Consider the following 15,448-nt stretch of genomic DNA (forward strand, 5'->3'; position numbering starts at 1 on the left):
GTTGGCTGCGAAGGGTCTGGTTAGAAGCAGCTTATTCGTGGTGCACGGCTTACCGCGGTGAACTTGGCCGCGCTCAGCACATACCATAAGAAGATTGACTTGCGCGTGAGGTGCAAAGCTCTGCTAGTTGTCGCGCCAGAATCCAAAGTACATAAGCGCCATGAGTAGCAGGCTGATGAAGCAGCCGGCGATAATGGGGGTGTTGCCAAAACTGCTAAAGGGCGTATTGCCTAGCATGACTTCTGCCTCCCCTGTTAGCGTGGTGGCTACGAATTGCTCGGTACGTTTCACGATGTGCCCCTGGTGATCAATAATGGCGGAGATGCCGTTATTGGTAGCTCGGAGCACAAATCGTCCATTTTCACGGCCCCGCATCTGGGCGATTTGTAGGTGTTGCCAGGGACCGATGGAGTCACCAAACCAACTGTCGTTACTGATCGTTACTAACAGGTCTGCATCACGAGCGCTCTTGGCTACAAGACCGCCGTAGACTATTTCATAGCAAATAAAAGGCGCAATACGGTAGCCCGCTGCCCGCAGGGGCTGTTGCGCTTGCGGCCCAGCACTGAAGGCAGACATGGGTAAATCAAAAAAGTCGATCAGGCCGCGTAACTGGTCCTCCAGTGGGACATATTCTCCAAAGGGCACTAATCGCTGCTTATGATAGATACCTTCTCCATAGCCCAGTGCGGCGATGCTGTTGTAGTAAGTACTGCTGCCTGCCGCACGAAACGGAATGCCGGTGATCAGGGTAGTGTTGGCGTCCGCTGCACGACGTGCCAACGGGCCGAGGAATTCCTGCGCCCGCTGATAGTAGTTGGGGACTGCTGATTCAGGCCAGATAACAATATCGTGCCCCAATATCGGGTCGGTGGCTTCACTTAATTGTTTCAGGATGGGTTGGTACCACTGTGGGTCCCATTTATTCTCCTGCGAAACATTGGGCTGGACGATAGCCACTGTAAGTGGCTTTTCGCTGGCTTTGGCAACCCACTGCGTTGGCTTGAGGATAGCACCGCCGCCCCACACAGTGACCATTATGACCGCATAGGTAGTACATGTGATTAATTTTCGACTGCGCCATGCAAGAAACAGACAGGTGCCTGAGAGTGCGCAGATGAACGACAACCCGAACACGCCTGTTATAGGCGCCCATCCTGATAGCCAGGTTTCAGCATGGGCGTAGCCAAGATAGAGCCAAGGGAAGCCAGTGAGAAACCAATCACGAAGCCATTCAAACAGCACCCAAAGAGCCGGAAAACCTACCAGCATGCCGCCGGGCAGGGGGCGGATAAACTGCACATAGCACCACGCAAACAGTGCCTGTAGCAGTGCCAGTGCGGCACAAAACAGTGCGGTCAACCCCGCGGCGAGGAGAATGCTGGCATGGCCGTGGACATGGATGCTGACGTAGATCCAGGAAATTCCGGTACCGAACATGCCCAGACCGAAAAGCCAGCCGCGCCACAGGCCCTGCCGAGCGCTGCAGGCACACAGTAGGTAGGCATAAATGGCACAACTTAAAATGCCCGCCGGCCAGATATTGAAGGGCGACAGTGACAGTGTGACCATGGCTCCGGCCAGTGGGGCAGACACTAGGACGACTAGAGGGTTAAGGCCGATGCCGGTTTCTGCGCGCATGAATTATTATCGCTGTTTGCTGGCTAGTCTTGTGACGGGCTAACGTGGAGGCTGTAAATTTTTCGCTGGTCGGCTTTGACCACCTCAAATTTGAAACCATCAATAACGGTAAACTCATGAGGCGCAGGCATATGTCCAAACGCATGTATGACCAGCCCTCCGATAGTATCGAATTCTTCATCGCTGCACTCGGATTCAAAAAAAGTATTGAACTCTTCAATCGGTGTGAGCGCATTCACCATAAATAACTGGTCAGCTATAACGTGGATAAATCGATCGGCCTCTGTGTCGGTCTCATCCTCAATCTCGCCAACGATTTCCTCCAGCACATCTTCGATAGTCACCAGTCCGGCTACGCCGCCGTACTCATCGATAACGATAGCCATATGATTGTGCTTTTCACGAAATTCGCGCAGCAGGATGTTGAGGCGCTTACTCTCCGGGACCACCATCGTGGTGCGCAGCATATCTGTCACCTTGAACGCGTCATTATCCGGAGCGAGAATTTGCGGCAGAAGGTCCTTGGCCAGCAGAATGCCCAGAATCTCGTCAGGACTGTCTCCAATCACCGGGTAGCGGGAGTGGGCCGACGCAATGATCTGGGGCAAAATGTCGTCCAGAGTCGCTTCCGCCTTAATAGAAACCATTTGCGAGCGAGGGATCATGATGTCTCTGGTTTGCATATCACTCACCTGCATCGCCCCTTCCATTATGCTGCGAGCGTCCTGGTCTATGACCTCGTTGTCAGCGGCCACGGTTAGCACATCTTCAAGATCCCGACGGGTGCGTGGTTCAGAGTTGAACAGTAGCGCTATTTTGTCTATCCAGGATTTATCGCTGGCCAAACTCCCAGAGCGGTCGTCGTTCGTCACAGTAAATACTCGCAGGGCCGAGTTAGGTTGTATGGACACGCGTAATTCAGGTCCATAAGAATGGTGCTTTCCAGAGCTTCCATTATTTTAGCGTCTTCCTCTTCGATATGGTCATAGCCCAACAGATGGAGCGCGCCATGAATGGCCATATGGGCCCAATGTGCGCTCTGGCTCTTACCTTGCTGCGTCGCCTCAACCCCGACTACGGGCGCACAGATGACGATATCGCCCAACAGAGGTATGTCCAGTTCTGTGGGTAGATTCGCTGGAAAGCTAAGCACGTTAGTCGTCCCTTTTTTGCCGCGATAGGTTTCGTTCAGCTGTGCCATTTCATCCTGGTCGACCAGTCGAACACTGACTTCCACCTGCTCCAGTGTTGTTCGACCGGTTAATGCTGCGCCTATCCACTTGCGTAGGTCTTCCTCCGCTGGCAGAGGCTCACTGCTCGCTGTCTGAATATCCACGAGCAGCTTCATTGGCTCTTGTCCACAGGCGTAGCGTTATTCTCAGCGATATCATAGGCCTCGACAATGCGCTGTACCAGTGGGTGACGAACCACATCTTTGTTGCCGAAATAGGTAAACCCGAGGCCTTGAACGCCGTCCAGTATATTGCTTGCATGCGTCAGTCCCGATGGTGAGCCTCGGGGCAGGTCGATTTGTGTGGCGTCGCCGGTAATTACGGCGGTGGATCCAAAGCCGATGCGGGTGAGGAACATCTTCATTTGTTCCCGGGTGGTGTTTTGGGCCTCATCGAGAATGATGAAGGCATTGTTCAACGTTCGCCCACGCATAAAGGCCAGGGGGGCCACTTCGATAATATTGCGCTCGATATATTTACTGACCGTTTCGAAGCCCAGCATTTCATAGAGGGCATCGTAGAGTGGACGTAAATACGGGTCAATTTTTTGGCTCAGATCGCCGGGTAGAAAACCTAGCTTTTCGCCCGCCTCTACGGCTGGGCGCACCAGCATAATACGGCGCACCCGTTCCTCAAGTAAGGCCTCGACGCCACATGCAACCGCAAGGTAGGTCTTGCCAGTGCCGGCGGGACCTATACCAAAGGTGATATCAAATTCCTTGATGGTTCTTACATAGGCTTGCTGGTTTTCGCCCCGCGGTTTGACGGAGATCCGTTTGGTGCGAATGATCTGATTGGGCTCAATGGAGGGCTCTGGGCTTGATGATTGGATCAGGCTTCCCAATTCTGCCTCATGCAAGTGCAGGTGCAGTGACTCTGGACTCAGTGCCACGCCTTGGCAGACCTCAGTATAGACGCGAATCAACAGCTGCTCAGTTGCGGCCACATTGACGGCGGGACCACTAAGCCGTAACAGGTTACCCCGTGCGTTGATGATGACTCCAAGGCGCTGCTCTATTTGGCGTAAATGACTATCCAGATGGCCACACAATGTCGCCAATTGACGTGCATCATCGGGTTCCAGAGTCAGGCTTTGTTGAATCAACTGTCGAGGTGACGGTTGCGGGGGAGGTTTGCTGTTCAAAGTATCCTGTCGCCACCAAGGGCAATGCAATTAGTGGTAAGGATATACCGGAATTCGCGGGCGTCAACCATCGAATATCACTCCGCGCAGAGAATTCGGCAGGGCATCGACGATCTCAACATTCACAAAACGTCCGATTAGTGACAAGTCTGTTGCTGAAAAATTCACCGCCCGATTGTTTTCAGTGCGGCCCTGCAGCTGCCCTGGGTCCTTTTTGGACAGGCCTGTCACCAGAATACGTTGTGTCGTACCGACCATGCGGCGACTGATTTCGGCAGCCTGCTGGAGAATTCGAGCCTGCAATATTTGCAGCCGCTGCTTCTTGGTGTCCTCGTCGGTGTTATCCGGAAGTTCCGCTGCAGGTGTGCCCGGGCGAGCGCTATAGATAAAGCTGAATGAGCTGTCAAATCCTATCGTCTCAATCAATTTCATGGTGGCAGCAAAGTCGTCCTCGGTTTCACCGGGAAAACCAATAATAAAGTCCGAAGAGATGCTGATGTTGGGGCGAATGGCGCGCAGGCGGCGTATTTTCGATTTATATTCCACAGCAGTATGGCCACGCTTCATGGCAGCCAGGATGCGGTCAGAGCCGCTTTGCACTGGCAGGTGCAGATGATCTACTAGCTGTGGTATTTGAGCGTAGGCGTCGATCAGTGCGTCGGAAAACTCCACGGGGTGGGACGTTGTGTAGCGGATGCGCTCTATGCCGGGGATGCGCGAGACAAAATGCAGTAGTTCCGCAAAGTCGACAATCTCGCCCTCGTGGTTGGGTCCGCGATAGGCGTTTACATTTTGTCCCAGCAGGTTCACTTCGTGGACCCCGCCAGCGGCCAAGTGGGCGACTTCTGCGATCACATCATCCAGTGGCCTGGAGACTTCTTCACCGCGGGTATAGGGCACGACGCAAAAGGTGCAGTATTTGCTGCAACCCTCCATGACGGACACGAAGGCACTGGGGCCCTCGACCTTGGGCTGAGGAAGATTGTCGAATTTCTCGATCTCAGGAAAACTGACATCCACAATCAGTGTGTCGCCGGATCCGCGCTGCTCTAGCATTTCGGGCAGCCGATGCAGAGTCTGGGGGCCGAAAACGAGATCGACGTAGGGTGCGCGACGGCCAATTTCTGCCCCCTCCTGGCTGGCAACGCAGCCGCCTACGCCGATGATTAAGTCGGGGTTTTTCAGTTTCAGTTTCTTCCAGCGCCCCAGCTGATGGAACACCTTTTCCTGAGCTTTTTCCCTTATGGAACAAGTATTTAACAGTAATACATCGGCGTCCTCAGGATTCTCTGTGGGAACCAGATTGTGGCTCTCCTGTAACAGATCCCGCATACGAGCTGAGTCGTATTCGTTCATCTGACAGCCATGGGTTTTGATGTAGAGTTTCTTGCTCACTGGAATGTTGCAGCGGGTTGACCGCTGATATCGCTCTGAGTCGGAACACGGGACGGGCATTATACAGAGTTGATGGCGGCAAACCTAGTGCGACCCGCTGCCGTTTTTTGTGGCATTCGATGCTGTCCAGATAAGACATTACGCTATATCCGCTGGGGTGTGGTAGGTGTGTCGCCACAGAGTAGGGGGCATACTGGTGCTGAAACTGGTATTCTGCAGACGCGGTGGTAATATTGCTGCTCATCAAAATCAGGTGTCCTGTCGCTGCCTGTTTGTAGGTTAGTGACTTCGCTCCAGGTGCTACACGAGAATACAATGGCCAACCAACCCGTATACAAAGTTATTTTTCAGAACGGCAGTCAGGTGTTCGAGGTGTTCGCCCGTCAAATCTACCAGAGCGATATGTGGGGTTTTATCGAAGTTGAGGAGTTTGTTTTTGGCGAGCGCTCCCAGATTCTCGTGGATCCGGGTGAGGAAAAACTCAAAAACGAATTTAATGGCGTCAAGCGCAGCTATATCCCCATGCAGGCTATTATTCGTATTGATGAGGTGGATAAAGAAGGCTGCAGTAAGGTCTCCAGTGTCACACCTGCCGATAGTAATGTAACCAGTTTACCCTTCGCGGGCCTAAACCCCGGCCAGAAAGGCGGCGAAGAGTAGGGCTACCCCGCCACACTTTAGGGCAAAAACAGGCCTTCGCCTCTAGCGCTTCCGTTGCAGGCAGTGCTCAATTGAGGCAAGTTTCACGCAGATCACAAAAGCATTGATGGCAGCCTTTACGTCCTCAAGGTGCGGGAAAGTCGGTGACAAGCGGATATTGGTGTCTTGTGGGTCCTCGCTATAGGGAAACGTAGCGCCTGCCGGTGTGAGTTTTACGCCAATAGATTCAGCCAGCTTTACCACTTTCTTGGCCAGTCCGGGCATTGTATTGAAGGACACGAAATACCCGCCACGGGGTGAAGACCAAGCCCCCATCCCGCTGTTCGATAGTTCGTGTTTTAGCGTATTCAACACGCACTCAAAGCGTGGCCTGATGATGGCGGCATGCGCTGTCATGTGTTCTGCAAGCGTTTCTGGGTTCGCCAGGAAGCGCACATGACGCAGTTGATTCACCTTGTCCGGTCCAATCGTCTGGAGGGCCAAGTGCTGTTTCAGGGCCGTCAAATTTTCTTCACTGCTGGCCAGAAATGCAACACCGGCGCCGGCAAAAGTGATTTTGGAGGTGGAGCCGAATTGGAACAGGTTGTCCATCGTGCCGTATTTGTAGCACAGGTCTCTTATGGGCATCAAAGATGAGGCATCGTCATACAGTGTGTGAACCGCATACGCGTTGTCCCACATTACGATAAAGTGATCCCCTGCAATAAGACCCAGACGAGCTATTCGTTCCACGGTCTCGTCGCTGTAGACGCCGCCGGTGGGATTGGAGAAGCGCGGCACACACCACAGCCCTTTAATTAAAGGGTCCTCTTTCACCAATCTTTCAATTCGGTCCATATCGGGTCCGGTGCCGAGCATGGGTACGGCAATCATCTCAATGCCGAGGTGTTCGCAAATGGCGAAGTGGCGATCATAGCCGGGAGTGGGGCACAGAAATTTTACCGTATCATTGTTTCCCCAGGCGGAGGGAGGGCCGGAAAGTCCTTCTGTAAGTGCGAAATCAATAGTGTTGTACATCAATGTTAGGCTGGAATTACCTCCGACAAAGGTCTCTTCGGGCGGCGTATTTAGTACCCTAGAAAACAGCGCTCTCGCCTCAGCGAGTCCCTCCAGACCCCCATAATTACGCACGTCAGTGCCGTTCTCTGCGAGATAATTACCTTGGAGAATTCCGTCTAGAGCATCCGATAAAGCGACCTGCTCGCTGCAGGGTTTGCCCCGGGTGAGATCGAGTGCCAAGTTTAATTCTTTCAGTGCACTGTACTGTTTCAGCACACTGTCCAGTTGTGTCGAAAGTTCAGCGACTGATAGCTGATCAATATGCACGGCTTTCTCCTCGTGTAACAGCGTCCATAGGGGGTGGCGATTGCCAGGAGCAAGTATAACGATAACTGCAGGGCAGTAAAATGCATTGATGATAGCAAGGCTGGAAAGTTCCGATCTCACTAGATCAGTAGGGCCAAGTGCAGAGGTGAAGAGTGCACAGCCCTCGGTGCTCGAACAGAGTTGTCGGAATGCGGCGTCACGCGCAGTTACCTCAAGTATGCGCGCAGTGTCTAGTGCTGGATTTAATTGGGTATACGAGCTGTCACAATAGCGCGGCGTGGCGCCGGATGCCCCTCAATTGATTTTTTTGAGTCCTCAGGGTCGAGAAAATTCGCCAGTGAATGGAACGTCATCCACTGTGTAGAGCGCTGCTCCTCCGTCGTGGTGTCACCGACGTCCACCAGTTGTGGGTCGACAAAACCGAGCTTATATAACCAGCTTAACAAAGTGTCACAGCTGGGCAGGAACCAGACATTGCCCATGCGAGCGTAGCGACCTTCCGGTAACAGGGTATCTCCCAACTCACCCTCGATGACCAGCGTTTCCAGCACTAACTGCCCACCTGGGCGTAGGCAATCCTTAAGTTCTTGCAGGTGATCCAGTGGCGAACGTCGGTGGTAGAGAACGCCCATGGAAAAGACGGTATCGAAGGCTTGTAGTTTGGCTGGCACTTGTTCAATGCCCATTGGCAGTAACCAGATATTGTCCTGCTGCAGGTATTTTTGTAGCGCCCAGAACTGCACTATAAACAGCGGGGTGGGGTCGATGCCTATGACCTCCTCTGCACCATCGCCCAGCATGCGCCAACAGTGATAGCCGCTGCCGCAGCCGACGTCCAGTACACGCCGTCCTTTCAGGGGGTCGATGTCCTCGCGCAGCCGATCCCATTTCCAGTCAGAGCGCCACTCTGTGTCGATGTGTATGTCGAAAAGTTCGAACGGACCTTTGCGCCAGGGGTGCAGTCTCTGCAGCGCGTCACGTAGCCGTGCCGACATGGGTTCGTCGAGAGGGAGGGCAGAGTTTGCACCCACTCGGGATGTGTCTAGGTGAATACTCTCTACCGGCAAGGGCGGCAGGTCCTGCAGCGCCTGCAACCATCGCGGCAGGTCGCCGTGGCGTTCCTGGCTTAGGCCATTGTCAATTTGCTGCTCAAGCACTTGTGCCCACCGGTCCAGCTCGCTATCGCGCCAGCGATCTATCAGGGGCTGATAATTTATCATTTAAGTGCGACGAGAGATGCAAAATTGAAGCACTGAAACCAGACGTCGCAGCTGCTGAAGCCGGCAGCGTTAATGCGTTGTTTGTGCAGATTAAGCGTCTCTGGTAGCAGCACAGTCTCCAGCGCATTGCGCTTGCCTGCAACTTCCAGATCACTGTAGCCGTTGGCGCGTTTGAACTGATGATGTAGTTCGATATTGAGCTCATCCAGGTACGGATCTTCGAAGGTGACTTTCTCTGATAGCACCATAATCCCTCCGGGCTGCAACCCTCGATAGATGCCTTCGATCACCTCGTCGCGCAACGCTCTGGGGATAAATTGCAGGGTGAAGTTGAGCACTACCACTGAGGCGTTCTGGATGACTACATCCTGTAAATCGGCGCAGGTCAGGTCAATGGGGGTGTCATGGGTATCGGTATCAATGATGCTTTTGCAGCGATCCAGCATGGCGGTAGAATTGTCCACGCTAATGATTTTACAGTTCGGCTGCAGGATATTTTGACGCATCGCCAAGGTCGACGCGCCCAGAGAGCAACCTAGATCATACAGTGAGCTTTCGGCAGTGGCGTACTTTCCCGCGAGCAGCCCGGTCATAGCCACAATGGTGGAGTAGCCGGGTACAGAGCGTTTGATCATGTCCGGGAATACGCGAGCGACGCTCTCATCGAACGCAAATAGGCCGTGTTCGGACAGCGGGTCGGCATAGAGTGAATCATGGTCTTCAGTCACAAATAATGCCAGCGCCGAAAATAGGTAAAATGTATACACGATGGATCTAAGTTATAATTCTAGCATGAATTAAAAGCCGGGGTGAATTCTGTAAGTCATGTCGACGTGGCAAGTGTTGGGCTATAATATTCTGGTCGTCTAGCCGGTCCGGAGACCGCGGTCGAAACAGATGTAAATCACTAGGGAATCCTCATGCTGCAAGACCTCCAACCATTGCCCGTCGATCCAATTCTTGGTCTGGCGGCCGCTTGCCGAGCAGACTCTAATCCTAATAAGGTTGATCTGACCGTTGGCATTTACATGGACGACCAGGGCGTATGTCCGGTGTTCGAAGCTGTGAAGCAGGCTCAGCGCAGGCTTGAGGCAGAGGAGGTCACCAAAGCATATCTGCCTCCTGCTGGTGATGAAAATTTCAATCTTGGCATACAGCGCCTGACGCTGGGCGAGGCTAGTGCCGCGCTTGCCGAAAATCGCGTCAGCAGCATACAGACTCCCGGTGGGTGTGGCGCCTTGCGCATAGGTGCTGAGATTGTCCATGCGGCGGCACCCGGCGCACGAGTATGGCTGTCTGATCCCACTTGGCCGGTACATATACCGCTGCTGGGAAGTGTCGGCCTCGAGTTTCAGACCTATCGATATTATGATCCTGAGACACACGGCGTCAACTTTGACAGCATGGTGCAGGACCTAAAAGAAGCTGTGGTAGGAGATGTAGTGCTGCTGCAAGGGTGTTGCCACAATCCTTGTGGCGCTGATCTGTCTTTGTCTCAATGGGCCGTCATTGCTGATATGGCCGAGCAACAGGGTTTTACCCCGTTTGTCGATTTCGCTTACCAGGGGTTCGGGGATGGTCTGGAACAGGATGCTGCGGGTTTACGCTTGCTGGTAGCACGCCTGCCAGAGGTGATTATCGCTACGTCCTGCTCCAAGAATCTGGGGCTTTACCGTGAGCGCACTGGCGCGACTATTTTTGTTTGTCGCGACCCCGCCAACGCCCGCGCAGTCATTAGCCAGGCTCAGGTGGCGGCGCGGCGGATCTATTCCATGCCGCCGGCACACGGCGCCCTATTGGCAGGCCGCATTTTGACGAATGATCATCTGGGTGGTATCTGGCGTGCGGAGTTGGAGGTTATGTGCCAGCGTATCAATAGTCTGCGCAGTATCTTGCGGGAGGCGTTGGAAGTCCGCTGCGGTGGAGATTATAGTTTTATTGAGAGGGAAAAAGGTATGTTCTCTTTTCTCGGTCTGAGTGCCGTGCAGGCGCAGCGCCTGCGGCAGGATTACGGAGTGTATATGCTCGATTCCTCACGTATCAATGTGGCGGGCGTGAATACTCGGAACATCGATTATCTTGCGGAGTCAGTGTCGAAAGTACTCTAGCCCGCGGCAAACACTTCTTCGAGATAATAATCGGTCAGCGCCTGCGGGTAGCCAATAATATCGACTAGTCGACGACGACATTCGGCAAGGTTTGCGCCCCGGCTTTTCCATATAGGTACGCGCTTCACCATGGTCTCAACGTATTCCCGCGGGGTGATGATCCAGGTGTCTTGTTGTAGTTCACCAAAAAAAAAGTCTACCGGACAGGCACTCATTGCCATGGGTTTCATATAGAGCGCGAGAGTCAATATTTTTTTCGCCCCCTTCTCTGCCAGATACTGGATGAGGAATTCCATGGTGCCGCCGCGATCGCCTAAGTCATCAATGATGAGCACAGTTTCGTCGAGAATCGGTATTGAAATGTCCTGCTGTACCTGCGGATTTTCGTGGCGCTCATTGGGGCCTTTATAAAGCGATATGCCAATGGTGCCAAACTCTATCGATGGTGTTCCCTGAGGTCGGCCCTTGCCTAAGTGATCGTGGAGGAGTATGCCCGGTAGCATGCCGCCCATGGTGGCCATCAGTGCGCGTGTTATAGGTGCTCCGTCCGGCGATTGTTCCTGCTGATACTGATGCACTTGTTGTGACAATGCGAATACGGCCATGGCCTCAACGGCATCCGGGATAAGCAAAAAGGAGAGTTCATCATCGGGGATGGCGATACCCTCCGGTGCTTTCCAGAAATCGATATCGATTTCACTAGCCGAGCAGTGAACCTGTTGCTGGTATGTGCTCATGACGTCTCCGCTGACAGTGCCCGCGCTATTGTAACGACAATCTGGCACCACCGCATGGCCTTTGAGACTAAGCTGATCAACCTTCCAGCTCTTCCCAGCGCGCAAAGGTCATTTCCATTTCGGACTCTACCGTCGCTAATTCGCCTAGTACCTTCTGAATCTGATCCTGATCGCCCTGGTAAAAACCGGACTGGGAAATGGTGTCCTCAAGGGCCTGTTGACGCTGTTCCAAGCTTTCTATTGCGCCGGGCAAGCTGTCCCGTTCCCGTTGGTCCTTGTAGGAGAGTTTAGATTTTTTCGCGGACCCAGTGGTTAAATCTTTACCCGCTCTGGGCGCAGTGGATGCCGGTGTCGCCTTTTCCGTACGGTCTTGAAGTTTCCCTCCCCGCGCGTCCCAATCGCTGTAGCCACCTGCATGCTCGCTAACGACACCATCGCCTTCGAGCACGAGTAGACTGGTGACCACGTTGTCCATAAAATCTCGGTCGTGGCTGACCAGCAGCACGGTTCCATTGAAGGTGAGTAGTATCTCTTCCAAAAGCTCCAGTGTTTCGATGTCTAGGTCGTTAGTGGGTTCATCGAGTACCAGTAGATTAGCGGGTTTGCTAAATAGTTTGGCTAAGATGGCCCGATTCTGCTCCCCTCCAGAAAGGGCCTTCACCGGAGTACGCACACGCTCGGGGCTAAAGAGAAAATCGCCCAGGTAGGAAATCGCATGGCGTCGCTTACCATTGATTTCGATAAAATCTTGGCCACCGCAGACGTTATCGATCAGATTTTTCTGTGGATCCAGTTGGCCTCTGAGTTGATCGGAGTAAGCGACTTCCAGCTTGCTGCCGAAATGAATTTTTCCAGCGTCTGGTTGCAGTTGCCCCAGCAGGATCTTCACCAGGGTGGACTTACCGGCACCGTTAGGTCCGACGATTCCCACACGGTCTCCCCTCTGGATAATGGTGGAGACATCCTTCAGCACGCACAGGTCGCCGAAGTGCTTGTCCACGTGCTTTAGTTCCGCCACAATCTTTCCGGATTTGCCTGATCCTTCTACAGCAAAGGTAGCGCTGCCTGTGCGCTCGCGCCGACTCTGACGCTCATTACGCATGTCTTTGAGGGCGCGAACACGACCCTCGTTGCGGGTGCGCCGTGCTTTGATGCCTTGGCGAATCCAGACCTCTTCCTGTGCCAACTTCTTGTCAAATAAGTCGTTGGCTCGCTCCTCGGCCTGCAATTGGTGTTCCCTATGGCGCAGGAAGCCCTGATAGTCTCCGCGCCACTGAGTGAGATGTCCTCGGTCGAGCTCAGCGATACTGTTGGCTACGTTTTGCAGGAATCGTCGATCGTGGGTAATGAGGATGATGGCACCCTGGAAATTCGCCAGTTGTTCCTCTAACCAGCGTATAGCAGGAATATCCAGGTGATTCGTCGGTTCATCCAGCAGCAATATATCTGGTTGGCTTACCAGTGCCTGCGCTAGGGCGACCCGCCGGCGCCAACCGCCAGAGAGTTCGCTCATGGTTGCCTCTGCGGGGAGTTGTAACTGACTAATGGTGGTCTCAACACGTTGTTGCAATGTCCAGCCATCGGCCGCTTCCAGCTGCTGTTGAACGCGTGCGAGGACATCCATATCTGCTGGAGGGTCAGCTTGTATAAGATGGTGATATTCGCTTAAGAGGCGGCCGGCTTCGGCAATTCCGGAGGCAACAGCATCATAAACCGAGAGCTGGTCTGCTTGGGGCAGGGTTTGCTGCAGGCGAGCAATACGTACTCCAGGTCGCACCCAGCACTCGCCGGAGTCCGATGTCAACTCTCCTGACAGTACTTTGAGCAAAGTGGTCTTGCCAGCACCATTACGGCCTAGCAGGCCCAGTTTTTCTCCCCGGTCGATAGTTAGGTTTATGTCATCCAATAGCACCTGCGTGCCGTATTGAAGGTGAACTGAGTCTAAGCTTAGAAGTGACATGGGTAACCGCAGTGAGTGTATGGGTGCGCATTCTACGACAGCAATGCACACGCTGGCCACATTCGGGTAACGGGTATAAAATGCCTTGGCGGTTTACAGCATAGAAAAATGGCTCTTAATGGCCTAAATTCGTTGTTCAGACAATATATATTGAGATTATTCACATTGGCACAGAGTCTTACTTTCATTAGCGAAAACCTGTTGGTCCCTAAAAAGGGATTGATGGCCCCGTGAAGGATGACCGAGGGAGCTTCCAGTAAAAACCATGAGTAACATTGACCAAATACGTTATGACCGACAGGTAGCGCAGTGGCTGGCTTTGTGTGCCGTAGTTATATTCGGCATGATTATGCTGGGTGGAATTACCAGGCTCACACATTCGGGGCTGTCGATGGTTGAGTGGAAGCCTCTGGTCGGCGCTATTCCCCCGTTGACGGAGCAGGACTGGCTGCAGGAATTTGATAAGTACAAGCAGTTCCCTGAATATCAAAAAATCAACACTGGCATGAGTCTTGACGGATTCAAATCCATTTTTATGTATGAGTATCTGCATCGTCTATTGGGACGTGTGATTGGTATTTTATTTGCATTGCCGATGCTTTATTTTTTCTTACGCGGGCGCGTGAGGCCGGGACTTGCGCCAAGCCTGGTGGCCTTGCTCTTTATGGGAGGACTACAGGGATTTTTGGGTTGGTACATGGTGAAGAGCGGCCTGGTCGATAACCCACGCGTCAGCCAATACCGTCTCACAGCGCATCTGGGCGTTGCCGTAGCTATTTATGCTTATATGTTGTGGCTCGTGTTTAGCTTGTTGTTTACAAAGGGAGCTACTCGAGAGAAAAGACACAACAACAACGCGCGATGGACCCTAGTGCTGGTGGCTCTGGTGTATCTGATGATTCTATCGGGGGGTCTGGTGGCCGGCACTCGCGCTGGTCTGGCTTACTCTACTTGGCCATTAATGGGCACTTCTTTTATCCCACCTGGACTGTATGCGTCTGCACCACCATGGCTTGCGATATTTGAGGACATTACTACCATACAATTTAATCACCGCATGCTTGCTTATGTGCTGTTCGTCTTGCTGAATGCGTTTGCCGTGATAGTTTATCGAAGCTCGCCAAAGGGGTATGGAAAACTTGGTGCAGTCTTATTGATGGCGGCGTTGTGGATGCAGATGATTCTGGGTATTAGTACATTGTTATTGCATGTGCCGGTTTCTCTCGCGACTGCGCACCAGGGTGGTGCGGTATTGCTGCTGACGGCTACGGTGTTCCTTAGTCATGTGCAGCTGCGTCAATAACAGCCTGTAAAGTACTCTTGTTGGTCGTTTTTCTGGACACACGCTGTCGTTGCTACAACGAGAGTGCACAGATTCGGCTGATATGGCTGTAAGGAAGTCCTGATTCTTCATGCCATACGTTGAAGGTGTTCTGTATAAGCCCCAGCTCGCGCTTGCTGCTAGGATTGTTGCCAATATCGAGACCACTGCGTTGCAGGCAGCGAACGACATCACCGGTGATGATAAAGGTGTCTTTTCCCATATTGCGCAAGACGCGCTGCCCGGTCATGCCACCTAGTCGACTGCCACGCTTTTTCATCGCGGCGAACAGTCCAATCAAATCATGTGTGGGCCACCTGCTGATAAATTTTCCAACGCTACCGTGCTCTTGAGTGATATCCAGTATGAACTGAGCGTTGGCCTGGACTCCCAGTACTTTCTGGCGGTTGCGAATGATGCGCGGGTTCTGCGCGAAGCGGTCGATCTGGTCCGGGCTGAGCATGACAATTTTATCTGGCGGGAAACCAAAGAATACTTCCTCAAAACCATCCCATTTGTGATCAACGACGCGCCATACAAAGCCCGCCTGAAAGACGCAGCGGGTCATCTGCGCAAGCCAGCGGTTATCCTGAGTTTGTGCCAGTGCCCGAGTGCTGCGCACCGTGGGCATCATCTCTTCCAGACGGAGCTGTCCCCCTTGGTGGTCACGAGCGCGTTGAATAATGTGTTCGAAGCGTTTCAAT

The 15,448-nt window shown here is 53.1% G+C and carries 14 protein-coding genes; 3 read left to right on the top strand and 11 right to left on the bottom strand.

Annotated elements, in window-relative coordinates:
- Window positions 1-123: 123 nt before the first annotated feature.
- From lnt to miaB, 5 genes are all read right to left on the bottom strand, one after another.
- Window positions 124-1,641: an apolipoprotein N-acyltransferase gene (lnt, locus tag ABXT62_RS02980; protein WP_415357062.1), complete on the bottom strand. Its 1,518-nt coding sequence runs from the start codon at window positions 1,639-1,641 to the stop codon at window positions 124-126.
- 23 nt (window positions 1,642-1,664) lie between these two features.
- A complete protein-coding gene (locus ABXT62_RS02985; RefSeq protein ID WP_415357063.1) occupies window positions 1,665-2,513 on the bottom strand; it encodes an HlyC/CorC family transporter in 849 nt (282 codons plus the stop codon).
- On the bottom strand, window positions 2,510-2,989 hold the full coding sequence (gene ybeY / locus ABXT62_RS02990; RefSeq protein ID WP_415357064.1) for an rRNA maturation RNase YbeY: 480 nt from the start codon (window positions 2,987-2,989) through the stop codon (window positions 2,510-2,512). The genes ABXT62_RS02985 and ybeY overlap by 4 nt, the downstream gene beginning before the upstream one ends.
- Window positions 2,986-4,017, bottom strand: coding sequence for a PhoH family protein (locus ABXT62_RS02995; RefSeq protein WP_415357065.1), 1,032 nt, complete (start codon window positions 4,015-4,017; stop codon window positions 2,986-2,988). Before ABXT62_RS02995 ends, ybeY begins: the two co-directional genes overlap by 4 nt.
- A 63-nt stretch (window positions 4,018-4,080) precedes the next feature.
- Complete coding sequence (gene miaB / locus ABXT62_RS03000; protein WP_415357066.1) at window positions 4,081-5,412, bottom strand: tRNA (N6-isopentenyl adenosine(37)-C2)-methylthiotransferase MiaB; 1,332 nt, start codon at window positions 5,410-5,412, stop codon at window positions 4,081-4,083.
- Between the two features lie 315 nt (window positions 5,413-5,727).
- Here miaB and ABXT62_RS03005 point away from each other — a divergent pair, with 315 nt between their 5' ends.
- Window positions 5,728-6,072 (top strand): DUF1820 family protein, encoded by a 345-nt coding sequence (locus ABXT62_RS03005; protein ID WP_415357067.1) that lies wholly within the window; start codon window positions 5,728-5,730, stop codon window positions 6,070-6,072.
- A gap of 42 nt (window positions 6,073-6,114) precedes the next feature.
- On the opposite strand, the gene ABXT62_RS03010 is transcribed toward ABXT62_RS03005, so the two are convergent.
- From ABXT62_RS03010 to cmoA, 3 genes are all read right to left on the bottom strand, one after another.
- Window positions 6,115-7,398 carry an aminotransferase class I/II-fold pyridoxal phosphate-dependent enzyme gene (locus ABXT62_RS03010; RefSeq protein WP_415357068.1) on the bottom strand — a complete coding sequence of 428 codons (1,284 nt, stop codon included), beginning with the start codon at window positions 7,396-7,398 and terminating at the stop codon, window positions 6,115-6,117.
- 242 nt (window positions 7,399-7,640) lie between these two features.
- Window positions 7,641-8,618 (bottom strand): tRNA 5-methoxyuridine(34)/uridine 5-oxyacetic acid(34) synthase CmoB, encoded by a 978-nt coding sequence (gene cmoB / locus ABXT62_RS03015; RefSeq protein ID WP_415357069.1) that lies wholly within the window; start codon window positions 8,616-8,618, stop codon window positions 7,641-7,643.
- Complete coding sequence (gene cmoA / locus ABXT62_RS03020) at window positions 8,615-9,385, bottom strand: carboxy-S-adenosyl-L-methionine synthase CmoA (protein WP_415357070.1); 771 nt, start codon at window positions 9,383-9,385, stop codon at window positions 8,615-8,617. Before cmoA ends, cmoB begins: the two co-directional genes overlap by 4 nt.
- Before the next feature lie 153 nt (window positions 9,386-9,538).
- Here cmoA and ABXT62_RS03025 point away from each other — a divergent pair, with 153 nt between their 5' ends.
- Window positions 9,539-10,726 (top strand): aromatic amino acid transaminase, encoded by a 1,188-nt coding sequence (locus ABXT62_RS03025; RefSeq protein ID WP_415357071.1) that lies wholly within the window; start codon window positions 9,539-9,541, stop codon window positions 10,724-10,726.
- Here ABXT62_RS03025 and ABXT62_RS03030 read toward each other — a convergent pair.
- Both ABXT62_RS03030 and ABXT62_RS03035 read right to left on the bottom strand, forming a co-directional pair.
- Entirely contained in the window at window positions 10,723-11,463 is a 741-nt protein-coding gene (locus ABXT62_RS03030) for a phosphoribosyltransferase (RefSeq protein ID WP_415357072.1), read from the bottom strand. The genes ABXT62_RS03025 and ABXT62_RS03030 overlap by 4 nt on opposite strands.
- 76 nt (window positions 11,464-11,539) lie before the next feature.
- Entirely contained in the window at window positions 11,540-13,423 is a 1,884-nt protein-coding gene (locus ABXT62_RS03035) for an ATP-binding cassette domain-containing protein (RefSeq protein ID WP_415357073.1), read from the bottom strand.
- Between the two features lie 265 nt (window positions 13,424-13,688).
- Here ABXT62_RS03035 and ABXT62_RS03040 point away from each other — a divergent pair, with 265 nt between their 5' ends.
- Window positions 13,689-14,726, top strand: a complete 1,038-nt coding sequence (locus ABXT62_RS03040) for a COX15/CtaA family protein (protein WP_415357074.1) — start codon at window positions 13,689-13,691, stop codon at window positions 14,724-14,726.
- A 52-nt stretch (window positions 14,727-14,778) separates the two neighbouring features.
- On the opposite strand, the gene ABXT62_RS03045 is transcribed toward ABXT62_RS03040, so the two are convergent.
- The gene (locus tag ABXT62_RS03045; protein WP_415357075.1) at window positions 14,779-15,447 is read right to left on the bottom strand and encodes a DNA-3-methyladenine glycosylase I; all 669 of its coding nucleotides are present in this window, start codon (window positions 15,445-15,447) and stop codon (window positions 14,779-14,781) included.
- Between the last annotated feature and the right edge of the window lies 1 nt (window position 15,448).

It is taken from the genome of Halioglobus sp. Uisw_031 (assembly GCF_047729875.1).
Classification (GTDB): Bacteria; Pseudomonadota; Gammaproteobacteria; order Pseudomonadales; family Halieaceae; genus Marimicrobium.